This window comes from Stutzerimonas stutzeri (assembly GCF_013522825.1).
GTDB classification, from domain to species: domain Bacteria; phylum Pseudomonadota; class Gammaproteobacteria; order Pseudomonadales; family Pseudomonadaceae; genus Stutzerimonas; species Stutzerimonas stutzeri_AK.
Genome location: NZ_JAAMQZ010000021.1, coordinates 1 through 17,599, shown reverse-complemented (window position 1 = coordinate 17,599; position 17,599 = coordinate 1). Strand labels below are relative to the sequence as shown.

Genomic DNA, 17,599 nt, shown 5'->3' with positions numbered 1-17,599 from the left:
CATCTCGCTGCCATACACCGGCAATCTGCACATGAGCCGGGCCAAGAATGGATTCGGTTGCCCTTTCGCTGCACCAGGCCACTAGAATGCGTGCAAACGTCGATGAGAACCTTCCTATGTACAACTGGCTCAACACCCTGCCCAAAGCCGAACTGCACCTTCACCTGGAGGGCTCGCTGGAGCCGGAAATGCTTTTCAGCCTGGCCGAGCGCAACAGGATTAGCCTGCCCTGGGATAACGTCGATGCCCTGCGCAGCGCCTATGCCTTCGGCAATCTCCAGGAATTTCTCGACCTGTACTACCGTGGCGCCGATGTGCTGCGCACCGAGCAGGATTTCTACGACCTGACCTGGGCTTACCTGCAGAAGTGCGAAGAACAGAATGTGGTGCACACCGAGCCCTTCTTCGATCCCCAGACTCACACCGATCGCGGTATACCCTTCGAGGTGGCGATGCGCGGCATCAGCGATGCGCTGGCCGACGGGCGCGAACTGCTGGGCATCAGCAGCGGCCTGATTCTCAGCTTCCTGCGCCATCTGCCCGAGGAAGCCGCATTCAAGACCCTCGAACAGGCCATGCCGTTTCGCGATGCGTTCTTCGCCGTGGGCCTGGACAGTTCCGAAATGGGCCACCCTCCGAGCAAGTTCGAGCGCGTGTTCGCCAAGGCGCGTGCCGAAGGCTTCCTGGCCGTCGCCCATGCCGGCGAGGAAGGCCCGCCGGAGTACATCTGGGAGGCGCTCGACCTGCTCAAGGTCAGCCGCATCGACCACGGCGTCCGCGCCGCCGAAGACCCCTGGCTGATCGCCCGCCTGATCGAAGAGCAGATCCCGCTGACCGTCTGCCCGCTGTCCAATACCAAGCTGCGTGTATTCGACGACATGAGCCAGCACAACATCCTGCAACTGCTGGAGCAGGGTGTGAAGGTCACGGTGAATTCCGACGATCCGGCCTATTTCGGTGGCTACGTGACGGAGAACTTCATGGCCCTGCACGAGAGCCTGGGCATGACCGAAGAACAGGCGCGGCGCCTGGCGCAGAACAGCCTAGATGCGCGGCTGGCCAACTGAGCCTGGCCAATGCGCTCCATGACCTGAAGGATCACGCCCACACCGGCGTGTGGGCAAGACGCTAGCTCGACCGTTCCGGTAGCACCAGCTGGCCGGTGTACCAAGCCAGGCCCGCGGCCAGCAAGGCACAGGCGGTAATGACCAGCGCCATCGGCGCCGCCGTACCGTCGTGCAGTCCCGCAACCAGGGCTGAAGCACCTGCGGCGATGCTGAACTGCATGCTACCCATCAGCGCCGAAGCCAGTCCGGCCTGGCGCCCCTGCCCGGCCATCGCGCAGGCGGTGGCGTTGGGCAGGATGCTGCCAAGACTGGCGATTCCCAGAAACAGTGGAATCAGCAGCGGCCAGAGCGCTTCGGGCTGGCTCAGGGCGATCATCAGCAACACCATCGCACTGGAAAAATACAGCCAGACAAAGCGCCGCAACCATGTTCCAGGCCCACGCAGGCGCAGCAGCCGCGCATTGATCTGCGATACCACGATGAAACCTGCCGCATTGCAGCCGAACAGCCAGCCATAATGCTCGGCGGGAACGCCATAGAGTTCGATGAACACGAACGGCGAGCCGGCGATATAGGCAAACATGCCCGCCATGGCGACGCCGCCACAGAGCGCGAAGGCCATGAACTCGCGATCACGCAGCAGCTCGGCGTATCGGCCCAGAGTGCCACTCAGGTGCAATCGGGGTGCATCGACCGGCAGCGTTTCCGGCAACCAGAGTGCAACGGCGACGCCACAGGCGGCACTGAACACCGTCAGCGAAACGAATATCGATTGCCAGCCAAAGGCATTCATCAGCAGGCCCCCGGCGAGCGGCGCGAGGATCGGCGCCAGTCCCATCACCAGCATCAACTGGGAAAACACCCTCGCCGCCTGCACCGGCTCGCAGCTGTCACGCACCACCGCACGGGTCACCACAACTCCGGCACAACCACCCAGCGCCTGTACGAAGCGCGCAGCGATCAGCCAGTCCAGTGTCGGCGCGAGCGCACAGGCCAGGGACGCCAGGGTAAAAAGCGTCACGCCAACCAGCAGCGGCCAACGGCGTCCGTAGCGATCCGCCAGGGGGCCATAGACCAACTGGCCAAGCGCCAGACCGATGAAATAAGCCGCCAGCGACAGCTGGACATGCTCGACGTCGGTGGCGAAATCGCTCGCCATGGCTGGGAACGCCGGCAAGTAGAAATCGATGGCCAACGGGCCGAAGGCGCTGAGCGCGCCCAGTATCAGAAGAAGTCGAAAAGGCATTGAAGACACTCGCAAAGCGGGAAGAGCCCGGCGAACCACAGCCGTCGGGCGTTTTACAGTAAAGGCCAGATGCTGTTACATACAACGACGACTGTAAACGTGTAAAGTTTCACACGGCGTTCGCCGACACGAAATCCACGCAACGAAGGTCGCAGCCCAGATGCTGCAGTAATGACATGCGAAGAACCAAAGAAGACGCTGAGAAAACCCGTATCGCCCTGTTGGCTTCCGCCGAAAAGCTGTTTCTGGAGCGAGGCGTGGCCCATACCAGCCTGGATCAGATCGCCCGTGACGCCGGCGTCACTCGCGGTGCGGTGTACTGGCATTTTCAGAACAAGGCGCACCTGTTTCACGAAATGCTCAATCAGGTACGTCTGCCGCCCGAGCAGATGGCCGAACGGTTGTGCAGTTGCGGCCAGCAACAGCCATTGCTGGCGCTGCGCAATCTTTGCATCGAAGGTGTCCGGGCGCTGGCCTGTGATGAGCAGAAACGCCGGATCATGACCATCCTGCTGCATCGCTGCGAGTTCACCGAGGAATTGCGTGAAGCCGAAGAACGCCACCAGGCGTTCATCAATCAATTCATCGACCTGTGTGAGCAGCTGCTGGACCGCGCGACCAATAATCTATATCCGGGTGTAACGCCCAGACTCGCGGCTCTCGCACTGCATGCAATGCTGATCGGACTGTTCAGCGACTGGACTCGCGACCCCACGCTGTACGATCCCGAAACCGATAGCGCCGCGCTGATCGACCCGCTGTTTCGCGGCCTGATACGCGACTGGGACGAAAAAGCACGGCAAACAACCTGACGGGCGGACGCTGTGCAAGTCAGCTAATCGAATAGCCCTCCTCCTCAATCACCTGCCGTATCGTCGCTTCGCTCAGGCTGCCCTCGACCTGCACCGTCCCGGCCTGCAGATCGACCCGAACCTCGGCCTGCGCATCCTGTGCCTTGATCGCATTGATCACGGCGCGCTCGCAATGCCCACAGGTCATGCCGCTTACGTTGAATGTCTGCATGATGTTCTCCTGGTATCGCAGTTGTTGAAACCTGCACATTCTCGGGCTTGCCATAGTGACAAGGTCAAGCCCCGGCGCAGTTATCTTCCATAAGGTAAAGATCAGCCGGAAACCACGACCCCTTCATTGCAGCGATTTTGTGACCCGGCAGCTCCCATGCGCAGTCTCAGCCCCTCAACGGCATTTCGTCGGATTACTGGCGCCATACAGCCGTCAAACTAAAGTCTCCCGAGAGCCCGCCGACAGCGGGTCTGGCCGCCGGCGACTCATTGGCAGCCCTCCGATCGCACTGAATTGAGTACCTGCATGAACAACTGGTTTGCCAACATTGGCGTCAGCCGAAAGCTTTCCGTGGGCTTCGGCGCCGTCCTGATTCTTACTTTCATCCTGGCATGGAGTGGTTGGAGCAGCCTGGCCAGCGTGACCCAGCGCAGCGGCTGGATGAGCGAGATTTCCCTGCTCAACAAAACCCTGACGGACCTGCGCATCGCCCGCCTGCAGTTCATGCTGGCCAACGCCGATCAGACGTCCGCCGAGCGTCTGGACAAGAACCTGGGCGTCTACCTCGCCCAGCAGAGCAAACTGCTCAACACCTTCAAGAACCCGGCGAACCTCGTGCTGCTCAAGGAGCAGGCCGGCTACAACGAGCAGTACCAGCGCGCGCTGAACGATATGCGCAAGGGTTATGCGCAAGCCAAGACATCGCAGCTGATGATCGATGAGGCGTCTGTACGCCTGGACGAGCTGACCGCAAGCGTCATGGAACAGGTGTTGCGACTGCCCGATTACGACGAACAGCGCTTCGAGCGATTGCAGGCCATCGCCCGCATCAAGGAAGAGCTGAAGCAGGCGCAATACCTGCTGCAGGTCTACGTGGCGGCTCCCAGCCCGCAGAACGATCAGGGCATCGACGTACAGCTCGAAACCGTCCAGGCCACGCTGGAACGGCATCACGACGCGCTTGGCAGCGCCAGTCACGATGCGCTCCAGCAGATCCAGTCTGTACTGGGCCAGTACCGTGCGGCCATCGACTCACTCCAGGCGGCTACCGATGCCATCGCCCAGTCTCGCCAGGAAATGACCGACCGGCAGGCGGAAATCGTACGTATCAGCGACGTGCTCTATCAGTTCCAGCTGGACCGCCTGGACATCGAAAGCAGCGAGGCGCATACCCGCCTGATCCTCAGTGCAGCACTGGCGCTATTGTTCGGCGTTCTCGCCGCGTGGCTGATCACCCGACAGATCACCCTGCCGCTGCGCGCCACCCTGGCGGACGTCGAACGCATCGCCTCCGGCGACCTGAGCGCCACCGCCGAGATCACTCGGCGCGACGAACTGGGCACACTGCAGCGAGGCATCCAGCAGATGGGCGCGACGTTGCGCGAACTGATCGGTGGCATTCGCGACGGTGTCAGCCAGATCAGTAGCGCTGCAGAAGAACTGTCTGCAGTCACCCTGCAGACCAGCTCCGGCGTCAACAGCCAGAAAGAGGAAACCGATCAGGTCGCCACGGCCATGCACGAGATGTCGGCTACAGTCCACGAGGTCGCACGCAACGCTGAACAGGCGGCGCAGGCCGCCACCGAAGCGGATATCGAAGCCCGCGACGGCGACCGCGTCGTCACTGAAGTAGTCACGCAGATCGAGCGCATGGCCAAGGAAGTCGTTCGCTCCTCGGAGGCAATGACGGAACTGCAAAGCGACAGCGACAAGATCGGCAGCGTGATGGGTGTGATTCGCGCCGTGGCCGAGCAGACCAACCTGCTGGCGCTCAATGCTGCCATCGAGGCGGCACGTGCGGGCGAGGCCGGTCGCGGCTTTGCCGTGGTGGCCGATGAAGTGCGCGGGCTGGCGCAGCGCACGCAGAAGTCCACCGAGGAAATCGAACAGTTGGTAAGCGCCCTGCACGGCGGCACGCAGCAAGTCGCGGCCATCATGCAAAGTAGCCGCAGCCTTACCGAGAGCAGTGTCGAGCTGGCACGCCGCGCGGGCACCTCACTGACCAGCATCACCCGCACTGTCTCCAATATCCAGGCCATGAACCAGCAGATCGCCACGGCAGCCGAAGAGCAGAGCGCAGTGGCCGAGGAAATCAGCCGTAGCGTGGTGAATGTGAGGGATGTGTCGGAGCAGACCGCCGCCGCGAGCGAGCAGACGGCAGCGTCGAGCGTGGAACTGGCGCGCCTGGGCACCCAGCTGCAGACGATGGTCAGTCGTTTCCGGATCTGACCGGCGCCGGAGGCAACGAGGCCAGGCATTGCGCCTGGCCTCGCGTCGAGGAATGAATCAGCTGGCCTGTGATTGCAGGTAATTCTGCAAGCCGATGCGGTCGATCAGCCCCAGTTGCTGCTCCAGCCAGTAGGCATGGTCTTCCTCGGTGTCGTGCAATTGCAACGCGAGGATGTCACGCGTCACATAGTCATCATGCTGCTCGGCCAGAGCGATGCCCTTGGCCAGTGCCTCACGCACTTTGTATTCCAGCGCCAGATCATTGCGCAGCATGTCCGGCACGCTGTGGCCGATGTTGAGCGCATCGGGCGTCATGTCGGGTGTGCCTTCAAGAAAGAGGATGCGTTGCAGCAGCGCATCGGCGTGCTGGGTTTCCTCTTCCATTTCGTGGTTGATGCGCTCGTAGAGCTTGCTGAAGCCCCAATCGGCGTACATCCGCGAGTGCAGGAAATACTGATCGCGCGCGGCCAGCTCTCCACGCAGCAGTTCCTTCAGATACTCGATGACCTGTGGCTGACCTTGCATTGCAACTTTCTCCTGACAGTGAAACGCGGGGTAATGATACGCCCAATCCACGCCGGACGAAGCATCGCCATGCCGCAGGGAAAGACGACTGGCCGGTCTCTTGCGAACTACCGAGCAGGCGGCGGGCTCTACTGAATCTATCGCAACGGTTCGCACCGCCGCCGATTTCCGTTCTGCCCCGTTCGCGCCGGAGTCTGGATGCCACTGCCCCGAACAGTCTTTCGTCAATTCCGTTTCATCGCGTCGTTATGCGCCACCCTCGTCCTGGTCGCTTGTATAGAGGACGAGGAGCCGGCGGCACCACCACCACGTATCGCCTTCGTCGAGCCCTTGCAGCCACTCGACCCGGCGCCGGAAACACTGCGCTTCGCTGGTGTGGTGGAGAGCGTGACGACCACGCAGCTGGCCTTTCAGGTGCCGGGGCGCATCGAGCGCATCCTGGTCGACGAAGGCGCACGGGTCAGCAAGGGTCAGCCACTGGTCGAACTCGACCAAACCGATTACCAACTCCAGCGGCGCGAGGCCGAGGCGCGGCTGCGCCAGCTAGAGGCGGACCTGAAACGCAAGCGCGCACTGCTGGCCGAGGGCATTCTCGCCCCCGCCGCCATCGAGCCGTTGCAGGCCAATGTAGTGGCAGCACGGGTGGCGCACGACAGCGCGCTGCGCGACATCGGCCACAGTAGACTGCTGGCGCCGTTCGACGGCGTGATCGCACGGCGTCTAGCCGAGCCGGACATGGTGGTGGCCATCGGCTCGCCGGTGCTGGAGCTGCAGGACAACCAGCACATCGAAGTCAGCGTCGACCTGCCCGAAACCGCTGCCCTGAGCATCCCGCTGAGCCCCGACCTGCAGGCCGAGGGCGAACTGGTGATCGCCGAGCTGAAACTGCCGCTGCGCTACAAGGAACACAGCACCCAACCGCACGAAGGCTCGCGCACCTATCGCCTGACCCTGCAGGGCGAACCGCTGCGCGACTACAACCTGCTGCCGGGCATGGCCATGCGGGTCCACCTGCAGCGCCCCGCGGCGGCGCAACAGGATGGACAAGCGCGCTTCCGCCTGCCGCTCAATGCGTTGCAGACCGCACCCGACGGTGCCCATTACCTCTGGCTGGCGGTGGACGGCCAGGCCCGGCGCCGCGATCTGCAGCTCGAACGCATCGAAGGCGATCAGGCAGTGATCGGCGGCGAGCTGGAGAGTGGCATGCTGGTGGTGGTAGCCGGAGGCGGCAAACTCGCCGAAGGCCAGACGATCAAAGCCGAGCGGCGGAAGTAAGCGGATGGATGTAGCCCGTTACGCCATCTGCAAGCCCGTCAACATCTGGGTACTGGTACTGATTTGCCTGATAGGCGGGGCGCTCGCGTTCTTCGAGATGGGCCGCCTGGAAGATCCCGAATTCACCATCAAGGAAGCCATCGTCACGGTGCAATACCCCGGCGCCACCGCGCTTGAAGTCGAGCAGGAAATCACCGAGCCGCTGGAAAGCGTCATCCAGGAACTCGCCGAGATCAAGGAAATCCGCTCGCGCTCGATGATCGGCCAGGCCGAAATCCGCGTCGAGATCCAGGATCGCTATGCCGGCGAGCAACTCGACCAGATCTGGGACAAGCTGCGCAACAAGCTCGACGATGCCCGCCAGGCGCTGCCACCGGGTATCGACCCACCGCTGGTCAATGATGACTTCGGCGACGTCTATGGCATCTTCTTCGCGCTCACAGGCGATGGTCTGACGCTCAAAGAGCTGCACGAAGTGGCCAAGGATTTGCGGCGCGGCCTGATCACGGCAGATGGGGTCGGCCAGGTGGAGATCGCCGGGGTCCGCGAGGAACGTATTCTGGTCGAGGTCGATCAGGCGCGCCTGGCCGCGCTGCGCCTGTCCCCGGAAGAGCTTGTCGCAGCCCTCGGCGATGCCGACGCGGCGATGGAGGCCGGTGGCGTGCGGGCCGGAGAGTTCTTCGTGCGGATGCGCCCGAGCGGTGCGTTCGACTCGCTGGATGCGCTACGTGCGCTGCCCGTCGGCCAGGGGCAGCGGAGTGTCGCGCTGGGCAGCATCGCCACGCTGAGCCGGGACTATGCCGAGCGCCCGGTACAGATCATCCGGCACAACGGCGAACCGGCACTGACTCTGGGGATAAGCGGCGTTTCGGGGAGCAACATCGTCGAGGTCGGCCACAGTGTCGAGGCCGCCCTGCAAGCCATGCAGCACCGCATGCCACTGGGCGCCGAGCTGCATCCGCTGTACCAGCAGCACAGCATCGTCAACGAGTCGGTCAACGCCTTCGCGCTCAACGTATTCCTTTCGGTGGCCATCGTGGTGGGCGTGCTCTGCCTGGCCATGGGCCTGCGCGCTGGCATGATCATAGGCTCCGTGCTGTTTCTCACGGTACTCGGCACGCTGCTGCTGATGTGGCTGTCCGGGATCGAGCTGGAACGTATCTCCCTCGGGGCGCTGATCATCGCCATGGGCATGCTGGTCGACAACGCCGTGGTGATCTGCGACGGCATGCTGATCCAGAAGCAGCGCGGCATGAGCATCCTCGACGCCTCACGCAAGACGCTACGGCAGACGCAATGGCCACTGTTGGGCGCGACCATCATCGGTATCCTGGCCTTCGCCGGGATCGGCCTTTCCCAGGACACCACCGGCGAGTTCCTGTTCTCGCTGTTCTTCGTCATCGCCGTCTCGCTGCTGCTGAGCTGGCTGCTGGCACTGCTGGTGGTGCCGCTGTTCGGGCATTACCTGCTGGAGCGCAAGCAAGAGCGGCAGGCCGATGACCGGGACGCTACCGACACGGCCTACGACGGGCCGATCTACACACGGCACAGGCGCCTGGTCGGCGGCGTGCTGGCGCGCCCCTGGCTGACGCTGGGGATACTGGTGGTGCTCACCGTGCTCAGTGTGCTGGGCTTCAGCCGCGTGCCGCAGAGCTTCTTTCCGCCATCGAGCACGCCGATCTTCTACCTCAACCTGTTCCTGCCGCAGGGCACGCATATTCACGAAACCGCACACACCGCCGGGGAGGTCGAAGCCTATCTGCAGGAGCTCGACGGCGTCAGCGATGTGTCCACCTTCATTGGCGCAGGCGCTTCGCGCTTCATGCTCACCTATGCGCCGGAGCAGCCCAACTCCTCGCTGATGCACTTTCTGGTGCACACCGAGGATGCCGAAGTGATCGCTGGCCTGGTGCATGAGGTGAACCAGACACTGCCGGGTCGCTATCCAGCCGCCGATGTCGCCGCCGCGCAATTCATGTTCGGCCCCAACGCCGAAGCCAAGCTCGAAGCCCGCATCAGCGGCCCCGAGCTGGGAGAGCTGCGCCGGCTGTCCGCCGAGGGCCAGCGACTGCTTCAGGAACAGGGTCAGGTCTTCAACATTCGCGACGACTGGCGCGCTCCGGTGCCGGTGCTGCGTCCGCGCCTGGATCTGGACCGCCTGGCCGATGCCGGGCTGACCCGCCAGCAGGTGGCGCAAGCACTGTCGGTAGCCAGTGAAGGCTGGCAGGCGAGCGTTTTCCGTGACCGCGACGAGCTGATTCCGATTCTGCTCCGCGCCACGCCCGAGGACCGCCTGGCCGCTGGCGATCTCCTGCAGCGGCTGATCTGGAGTCCGGCCAGCGGTCGCTACGTACCCTTGGCGCAGGTGGCCGATGGCGTTGAGGCAACCACCGAGGACTCGATGATTCGCCGCTATGGCCGCGAGCGCACCATCGCCATCCGCGCCGAACCGCGCGACGGTGAAAACACCGACCTCGCTTTCGAGCGGATACGTCCGCTTATCGAGGGCATCGAGCTGCCGCTCGGCTACGCGCTGGAATGGGGCGGCGACCACGAACAGTCTTCCGACGCGCAACAGGCGCTGGCCAGCACCCTGGCCGTGCCGTACCTGGCGATGGTCCTGGTAACGGTGCTGCTGTTCGCCAAGGTCCGCCAACCGCTGATGATCTGGCTGGTGGTACCCATGGCACTGTGTGGCGTCACCCTCGGCCTGCTGCTGACCGGTCAGGCATTCGGTTTCATGGCGCTGCTCGGCCTGCTCAGCCTGACCGGCATGCTGATCAAGAACGCCGTGGTGCTGGTGGACGAGATCGACCGACAGATCGCCGATCAGGTCCCGCGCCTGACTGCGATCGTCGAAGCCTCCGTTTCGCGCCTGCGCCCGGTCATGATGGCGGCCGGCACCACAGTGCTGGGCATGGTACCGCTGCTGTTCGATCCCTTCTTCGCCAACATGGCGGTGACCATCATGGGCGGGCTGAGCTTCGCCACCCTGCTCACGCTGCTCGCGGTGCCCTGCCTCTACCTGCTGTTCATGCGCGTCAAACGGGAGGAAACCTGATGCCCTGCCGTCTGCCCTGCAGAATGCTGGTCTGGGCGCTGGCGCTGGCGCTGGCGCTGGGCGCCTGCTCCAGCGTACCCGAACGACCCCGGCCCGAGGTCCCGCAAGCCTGGTTTCATGCCGTACGCCAGCAACCTGCCGATACCGAGGCGCTCGCCGACTGGTGGCGGCAGTTCGAGGATCCGGCGCTCACCCACCTGGTGCGCCAGGCACTGGAAAACAACCGTGACGTGCGCCTGGCGATGCTGCGCGTCGACACCGCGCGGGCACAGCTGCGCCAGACCCGCGCAGGGCTGTTCCCGAGCTTCGACCTGCCAGGTTCGGTCAGTCGCCAGTGGATCGAAAACGACAACGACCCGGACCCGAACAGCTCGATTGGCGAACTCATGCCCGCGGACGACGCGATCACCTTCGACAGCTGGGAGCTGGCACTGCAGGCCAGCTGGGAGCTGGATCTGTTCGGCGCCACCCGCGCACGGACCGACAGCGCGCGGCAGCAGATCCGCTCAGCTCAGGCACAAGCCATCGCCGCACGACTGGCGGTCGCCTCGAATGCCGCCCAAGGCTATGTGCAACTGCGCGCGCGGGAAGGCCAGCGGGCGCTGCTGGTCGAAGGCATCGAACTGGCTTCGGCGCTTGAGCGCATCGCCCGCGCGCTGTTCGAGGCCGGCGAGGTCACCCGTCTGGATGTCGAGGCCAGCGCCGCCGAGCGGGCTTCCCTGGAAGCGGACCTCGATGAACTGGACATCGGTCTGGCCGAAGCGCGACTGGCATTGGATACGCTGCTCGCCGAACCGCCAGGCAGCACCGCGCACCAACTCACGGCCTCGACAAGGGTGCCGCTGGCCGAGCGACCCATTCCACCGGGGCAACCATTGGACCTGCTGCGCCGACGCCCGGACCTGATCGCCGAGGCAGCGCAGCTGCAGGCTGCACAATTGCAATCGCTGGCCGCTCGCCGCGACCTGTTCCCGACACTAGCGGTGCAGGCGGCAGTCGGGCGCTCCGGGCTGGCGCTGGGCGATGCCTTTTCGTCGGCATCGAATTTCGCCCGGATCGGCGCCACCTTCGGCCTGCCATTTCTCGATTATCGGCGCCGCGGCGCAGCCATCGATCTGGCTGACCTGGAAGGCGAAAGCGCCTACCTTGGCTTTCAGCAGGCGCTGGCAGAGGCGCTGGAAGAGGTCGAGCAGTCGCTGGCGCGCATCGAAGGCCAACAAAAGCGGCTGAATTCGCTCCGTAACACACTGCAGCACCGCGAATACGCCTACCAACTGGCACAGAAGAGTTACCGCCTGGGCGAGGCGAACCTCAACGACGTGCTGGATGCACAGCGCGGTTCATTGCAGGCGAGGCAACAGGCCCTGCAGGGTCGCGCTGCCCTGGCGACCGCGCAGGTTGCGCTGTTCGTGGCACTGGGTGGCGGCTGGGAGACGCAGCCACACCTGCAGCAAGAGGCAGAGGCTGGCGACGGAGCGGTGAACAGATAGCGATACGCAGATAAACCGCAGCGATGCAGGGCTCGTGAGGCATGAGCCCTTCGTCATCGATTCAGTGCCGCATCCACGGCGGCACAGGCGGCTCGTCGGTGGGTTCGTCAACGGCGTTGCGCAAGGCTTCCTTGCGCGCCTGCTCGGCCAGGGTCGCCTTGATTTCACGCATGACCGCATCCAGGTCGGCGGCATCTTCCGGCTCGGCGAATTCCCCGGTCAGTTCGGTTTCCGGCGTCAGTTTGCCCGCCTCATACAAGGCCCACATTTCCTTGGCATAGCGAGTGAATCGAAGCTCGGGCGCAAACTGCCCGAAGTAGGCGGACATGTTGCCGACATCCCGTTCAAGCATCTCCAGCGCATGATTGTTGCCAGCCGCATCCACCGCCTGCGGCAGATCGATGATCACCGGGCCATGCTCATCGAGCAGCACGTTGAACTCGGAGAGGTCGCCATGCACCAGGCCGGCGCAGAGCATCTTCACCACCTCGCCAATCATGAAGGCATGGAATTCTCGGGCGTCATCGGGGTGCAGTTCCACATCGTTGAGGCGCGGGGCGGCATCACCGTCTTCACCCGAGATCATCTCCATCAGCAGCACGCCATCGAGGAAGTCATAAGGCTTGGGCACGCGCACACCCGCTTCGGCCAGGCGAAACAGGGCCGACACTTCGGCGTTCTGCCAGTTTTCTTCCTTTTCCTTGCGCCCGTGTTTGGAACCCTTGGCCATGGCGCGGGCATCGCGGCTGCTGCGGACCTTGCGCCCCTCCTGATACTTCACCGCCTGCCGAAAGCTGCGATTGTTGGCCTCCTTGTAGACCTTGGCGCAACGCAACTCCTCACCGCAGCGAACCACATAGACCGCTGCCTCCTTGCCACTCATCAGCGGGCGCAGCACCTCATCGATCAGCCCATCCTCGACCAGCGGTTCGAGTCGTTTTGGCGTTTTCATCAGCGATTTACAGACCCTTCTCGGCTACACAGGCCTGCAGGTTACGGTAATCGTCAGCACGCTTCCATGCTCGCCCGCAAGTTTGAAAGCGCATTGCGGATTGGCACCGACGGCAAACAGCGCAGACAATCGAACACGACTACCCCAAGGAGCCGCGCAATGATCGATTACGACCGCTGCTGGCAAGCCCTCTGCGAACGCGACGCAGACTTCGATGGTCGCTTCGTGTTTGCCGTGCGCTCGACCGGTATCTTCTGCCGTCCCAGCTGCCCGGCGCGTCGCCCCGGGCGGGACGGCGTCAGCTTCTTCAGCAATACCGCCGACGCCGAAGCCGCCGGCTATCGCGCCTGCAAGCGCTGCGCGCCGCATGGTCAAAGTCCGGTCGAACAGCTGGATGCGCTGGTAATCGCCGCCTGCCGTCTGCTCGATGAAAGCCCCGAGCCGATGACGCTGGACAGGCTGGCGGCCCGCATCGGCCTGTCCGCGTCGCATCTGTCTCGCGCGTTCAAGGCCCGGACCGGCCTCACGCCCCATGCATGGGCTGCCGCACGGCGCCGCGAGCGGCTGGAGGCGCAGCTCCCAGGCGCCGAATCGGTACTCGACGCGGCACTGAAGGCTGGCTACGGCAGCACGCGCGGCGCCTATCAGGACATCGCAGCGATCAGCCCTGCACAGCGTCGACGCAAGGGCGCCGGCGAAGCCCTGCGTTATGCGATCAGCCCCTGCCCCCTGGGCTTGCTGCTGATCGCCGCCAGTGACAAGGGCATCTGCGCCCTGTTGTTCGCCGATGAGGAGCAAGCGCTGCTCGACGAACTTCAGGCACGTTTCGCAGCGGCGGAACTCATTCGCGATCAGGTCGGGCTCGGCGAGTGGCTGCGCTCGATCCTGAACCAGCTGGAAGAGCCAACCCGTGCCGCCCTGTTGCCGCTGGATCTACGCGGCACGGCGTTTCAGCAGCGTGTCTGGCAGGCACTGCAGAACATTCCGGCCGGCGAGACCCGTCGCTACGGCGAACTGGCCGCGAGCCTGGGCACCCATGCACGCGCCATAGCCCGTGCCTGCGCCAGTAATCCCATAGGGCTGCTGGTGCCCTGTCACCGCGTCGTGGGCGCCAACCAGGCGTTGACCGGTTACCGCTGGGGCATCGAGCGCAAGACCGCCCTGCTCGAAGCGGAGCGAGGAAAATCGGGAGCCTGACGACGATCCGAGCGGTCGGATATTGCACACCACCGAAAAAAGAGCCGCCGCCATGACCGAACTGAAACGCTACCGCATCCATTACCTGATCAATGGCAACCCGGCGTCGCTGACGCTGGACGCTTTCGAGAAGCCCGCCTTCAAGCAGGTCGAGCTGGAAATTCTTCTACACCATGTCAGGGAGCCGCGCGCAGCCACCGACGCCCCCTGGGAGATACCGGAGCGTGCCAGCGAGCACATCCGCATGGCCGAGCTTGGCGTCAGCGATATCCGGATCGAAGAACAGAAGCGCTGAGCGGCCCATGCCCCGACACAATGAAAGGAGACGCCCGCCGTGCCCCTGATCGACACCCACACGCACCTCGACTTCGCCCCCTTCGATACCGACCGCCGCGAGGTGCTGGCCCGCTGCGCCCGCATGGGCGTCGAGCGCATTCTGGTGCTCGGCGTGCATCAGGCGAACTGGGAGAGAGTCTGGCAGATGGCGCTGGACGAGCCCGCCGTGTACGCCGCGCTGGGTCTGCATCCGGTCTTTCTGCAGGATCATCGACCGGAGCACATGGATGAGCTGCGCGACTGGCTGCAACGCCTGCGGGGAGAGGAAAAGCTCTGCGCCATCGGCGAGGTCGGCCTGGATTATTACATCGAGGATCCGGACAAGGAGCGCCAGCAGCACATACTCGAAACCCAGCTGGACCTGGCCGACGAATTCGGACTGCCGGTACTGCTGCACGTACGGCGCGCCCATGCACCAATGATCGCAACCCTGAAGCGGCACAGGCTCAAACGCGCCGGCATTGCCCATGCCTTCAGTGGCAGCTGGGAAGAAGCCCGCGAGTACATCAAGCTCGGCTACAAGCTCGGTCTCGGCGGCGCCGGCACCTGGCCACAGGCGCACCGCATGCACCGCGTCCTGCAGCAGCTACCGCTGGACAGCATCGTCCTGGAAACCGACGCTCCCGACATCACGCCACACAGCCACGCCGGCCAGCGCAACAGCCCGGAATTCCTCCCGGACATCTGCCGCGAGCTGGCCGAACTACGCGGCATCAGCCCTGAAGAACTGGCAGAAGCCAGCTATCGCAACAGCTGCGAGCTGTTTGGCTGGTAGGGCCAAACGTGTTCGGCCTTGGCAAATCACGGTCGAATGAATTCGACCCTACGACCAATCGTCAGTGCTCGCTGGCCGAATGAATTCGGCCCTACGATCAGCGTCAGACCTTGAACGCAGCAATCAAACGCTGCAAACGCCCCACCAACTCGCTCAGTTCGCGACTGGCCTGCTCGGTCTGCCCGGCGCCTTCGGCGGTGCGCTGCCCGGCCTCGTTGATGGCCACGATGTTGCGGTCGATATCATGGGCCACCGCTGTCTGCTGCTCGGCGGCAGCGGCGATCTGCTGATTCTGATCGACGATGACGCCCACCGCACCGAGGATGTGCTCCAGCGCCTGCCGGACCTGCGCCGACTGCTGGACCGTTTCGTCAGCCATCGCATGGCTGGCACCCATGGTCTTCACCGCCGCGCCAACACCGCCCTGCAGGCGGGCGATCATCTGCTCGATTTCCTCGGTGGACTGCTGGGTGCGCCGTGCCAGGTTACGCACCTCATCGGCCACCACGGCAAACCCGCGTCCCTGCTCACCGGCGCGTGCGGCCTCGATGGCGGCATTGAGTGCCAGCAGATTGGTCTGCTCGGCGACCCCCTTGATCACATCCAGCACCTGGCTGATGGACTTGCTGTCGCCGGCCAGCCGATTGATCACCTCCACCGACTGTTCGATTTCCGCCGCCAGCCGCTCGATGCCATGCACCTGGGCTTCGACCAGACCGCGACCGCTGAGCGTCTGCTGGTTGACGTCATGCGCGCTGCCCACTGCAGACTCGGCGCTGCTGGCCACTTCCTGGGCTGTCGCCGACATCTGATTCATCGCGGTGGCGATCTGTTCGATCTGTCCGCGCTGGCCGGATACCGTCTGGTTGCTTTCGCCCGAGACCCTTTCGACCTGCACAGCCTGGCGCTCGACCTCGGCGACCGTCTGGCCGACCCGCTCGATCAACTCGCGAATTCTGGCCACCGTCTCGTTGAACACCTGCCCCAGTTCGCCCAGTTCGTCACGGCTGCGCACCTCACAGCGCGCCGTCATGTCGCCGGCGGCAACACGATCCATGGTGGCGCCAAGACTGCGCAGCGACGCACGAGTGGACATGTAGAAGGCGCTGTAGAGGTAGACCACCAGCACGAACACCAGTGCCAGCGCCGCCAGCAGGCCAGCCATCAGCAGGCGCTTCTGCTCCAGGCGCACGGTCAGCTCGGCGTCGAGGAAAGTCAGGATCTCATCGTTGAGCGCATAGGTTTTCGCCATCTCGCGGCTGATCAGGTCATAGAAGGCGTCCCATGTCTGGTCCAGCGTCTCGGCCATGATCACCTGATCCTGGAAGATATCGCTGCTGATCTGCAGCGATTCACGGCTCGCTCGGGTAAAGCTGTCCAGGTGCCGCAACGCGGCGGCACTGCCGGCGAGCACGTCCTGCAACTGGGCCGCGTACTGGTTCTGCTGTTTTTCCAGCTCAAGCACCAGTGCATCCAGTTTGTTGCTGGCGTCCGAATTCAGATACCCCTGGCCAAAGGTATAGGCTCCAACGGCCCGCCCCTCACCAAGGATGCCGGTGATGGACGGGGTCACGGAGGTCAGCAGCTCCGCCAGCATGCGCACATCCCGCTGGCTGTCCTGGCTGAGCCCGGACTGGCTGGCAATCAACTTGATCATCACCTGCGTCTCACCCAGCAATGCCCGCGCCATGGCCGCCTTGGCCTGCAGCGACTGCTGCGCCTGGGCATCACGCAAGGCCGCCGCGAGGGTGTCGCGACGCCTGTTGAATTCTTCGATCTGCTCAGCATCATCGCTGACCGGCGCCAGGCTCTGCATGCGCGTCGACAGCTCACGTTCGGCGTCTGCCAACCGTGTCACCAGCCCCTGCTCGCCGCCCGTCTGGCCGATGATGCCTTCGATCTCGACCAGGTCCTTCCAGTCTTCCATCTGCCGTCGCAGCTGCAACGCACTGCCCAACAGCTCCAGGCTTTTCAGCTCATGGCGAGTACCGACGAACTCCCGGTACGAATCGCGCACCAGGTAGAAATTGGTCAGCAGCATGGGTACGAAGAAAAGCACACTGATCAGGCTGAATTTCAGGGCGAAACTCAGGCGATTCATCAATGCAATGGCGGGACTCAACAGGCTGTTCAAAAGACGTCTCCCAACTTTTTGTTGTTGTGCTTGCAGCTTCGATGGCTGCAGCAGGGCTCGTCAGAGAGGTAGCACAACAACTTATACGGGATATACGCCGTCGGATTTGTAAATTAACGTAATGGCAGAGTGCCTATGATTCCGTCCCGAAGTCGTAGGCCGGATTAGGGCGTGTTAACACATCTTCAGTCCGTCAACTATTAGCGCGAAGTTGATGAATCCGATGAACATCACATCAAGCTTCTCGAAGCGAGAGAATATACGCCGAAACCCCTTCAAGCGCCGGAAT

At 63.6% G+C, this 17,599-nt stretch carries 14 protein-coding genes and 1 pseudogene; 9 read left to right on the top strand and 6 right to left on the bottom strand.

The window, feature by feature from the left end:
• The first annotated feature begins 116 nt into the window (after nt 1-116).
• Nucleotides 117-1,067, top strand: a complete 951-nt coding sequence (locus tag G7020_RS14090) for an adenosine deaminase (protein WP_181085601.1) — start codon at nt 117-119, stop codon at nt 1,065-1,067.
• 61 nt (nt 1,068-1,128) lie between these two features.
• On the opposite strand, the gene G7020_RS14085 is transcribed toward G7020_RS14090, so the two are convergent.
• Nucleotides 1,129-2,313 carry a Bcr/CflA family multidrug efflux MFS transporter gene (locus tag G7020_RS14085; protein WP_181085462.1) on the bottom strand — a complete coding sequence of 395 codons (1,185 nt, stop codon included), beginning with the start codon at nt 2,311-2,313 and terminating at the stop codon, nt 1,129-1,131.
• Nucleotides 2,314-2,489: 176 nt separating this feature from the next.
• Between G7020_RS14085 and G7020_RS14080 the strand changes: the two genes are divergently transcribed.
• Entirely contained in the window at nt 2,490-3,125 is a 636-nt protein-coding gene (locus G7020_RS14080) for a TetR family transcriptional regulator (RefSeq protein WP_181085460.1), read from the top strand.
• A gap of 19 nt (nt 3,126-3,144) precedes the next feature.
• Here G7020_RS14080 and G7020_RS14075 read toward each other — a convergent pair whose 3' ends face one another.
• Complete coding sequence (locus tag G7020_RS14075) at nt 3,145-3,336, bottom strand: heavy-metal-associated domain-containing protein (RefSeq protein WP_181085458.1); 192 nt, start codon at nt 3,334-3,336, stop codon at nt 3,145-3,147.
• A 306-nt stretch (nt 3,337-3,642) separates the two neighbouring features.
• On the opposite strand from G7020_RS14075, the gene G7020_RS14070 reads away from it, so the two are divergent.
• Entirely contained in the window at nt 3,643-5,565 is a 1,923-nt protein-coding gene (locus G7020_RS14070) for a methyl-accepting chemotaxis protein (RefSeq protein WP_181085456.1), read from the top strand.
• A 57-nt stretch (nt 5,566-5,622) separates the two neighbouring features.
• Here G7020_RS14070 and bfr read toward each other — a convergent pair whose 3' ends face one another.
• Nucleotides 5,623-6,090, bottom strand: coding sequence for a bacterioferritin (bfr, locus tag G7020_RS14065; protein ID WP_181085454.1), 468 nt, complete (start codon nt 6,088-6,090; stop codon nt 5,623-5,625).
• Between the two features lie 198 nt (nt 6,091-6,288).
• Between bfr and G7020_RS14060 the strand changes: the two genes are divergently transcribed.
• From G7020_RS14060 to G7020_RS14050, 3 genes are read left to right on the top strand one after another with little or no spacing between them, the layout of a single operon-like run.
• The gene (locus tag G7020_RS14060) at nt 6,289-7,365 is read left to right on the top strand and encodes an efflux RND transporter periplasmic adaptor subunit (RefSeq protein ID WP_181085452.1); all 1,077 of its coding nucleotides are present in this window, start codon (nt 6,289-6,291) and stop codon (nt 7,363-7,365) included.
• 4 nt (nt 7,366-7,369) lie between these two features.
• On the top strand, nt 7,370-10,426 hold the full coding sequence (locus tag G7020_RS14055) for an efflux RND transporter permease subunit (protein ID WP_181085450.1): 3,057 nt from the start codon (nt 7,370-7,372) through the stop codon (nt 10,424-10,426).
• Nucleotides 10,426-11,916: an efflux transporter outer membrane subunit gene (locus tag G7020_RS14050; protein ID WP_181085448.1), complete on the top strand. Its 1,491-nt coding sequence runs from the start codon at nt 10,426-10,428 to the stop codon at nt 11,914-11,916. The genes G7020_RS14055 and G7020_RS14050 overlap by 1 nt, the downstream gene beginning before the upstream one ends.
• 61 nt (nt 11,917-11,977) lie before the next feature.
• Here G7020_RS14050 and G7020_RS14045 read toward each other — a convergent pair whose 3' ends face one another.
• The gene (locus tag G7020_RS14045; protein WP_181085446.1) at nt 11,978-12,868 is read right to left on the bottom strand and encodes a PA4780 family RIO1-like protein kinase; all 891 of its coding nucleotides are present in this window, start codon (nt 12,866-12,868) and stop codon (nt 11,978-11,980) included.
• A gap of 159 nt (nt 12,869-13,027) precedes the next feature.
• Between G7020_RS14045 and ada the strand changes: the two genes are divergently transcribed.
• Genes ada through G7020_RS14030 form a run of 3 tightly spaced genes read left to right on the top strand, consistent with a single transcriptional unit; the run spans nt 13,028 to nt 15,176 of the window.
• Nucleotides 13,028-14,065, top strand: a complete 1,038-nt coding sequence (gene ada / locus G7020_RS14040; RefSeq protein ID WP_181085444.1) for a bifunctional DNA-binding transcriptional regulator/O6-methylguanine-DNA methyltransferase Ada — start codon at nt 13,028-13,030, stop codon at nt 14,063-14,065.
• Between the two features lie 52 nt (nt 14,066-14,117).
• Nucleotides 14,118-14,360, top strand: coding sequence for a hypothetical protein (locus G7020_RS14035; RefSeq protein WP_181085442.1), 243 nt, complete (start codon nt 14,118-14,120; stop codon nt 14,358-14,360).
• Nucleotides 14,361-14,399: 39 nt separating this feature from the next.
• On the top strand, nt 14,400-15,176 hold the full coding sequence (locus G7020_RS14030) for a TatD family hydrolase (protein WP_181085440.1): 777 nt from the start codon (nt 14,400-14,402) through the stop codon (nt 15,174-15,176).
• Nucleotides 15,177-15,279: 103 nt separating this feature from the next.
• Here the strand turns inward: G7020_RS14030 and G7020_RS14025 are convergent, their stop codons facing one another.
• Nucleotides 15,280-17,310: a methyl-accepting chemotaxis protein gene (locus G7020_RS14025; protein WP_181085438.1), complete on the bottom strand. Its 2,031-nt coding sequence runs from the start codon at nt 17,308-17,310 to the stop codon at nt 15,280-15,282.
• Between the two features lie 174 nt (nt 17,311-17,484).
• Nucleotides 17,485-17,599, bottom strand: a pseudogene (locus G7020_RS14020) (IS5/IS1182 family transposase); the annotation flags it as partial.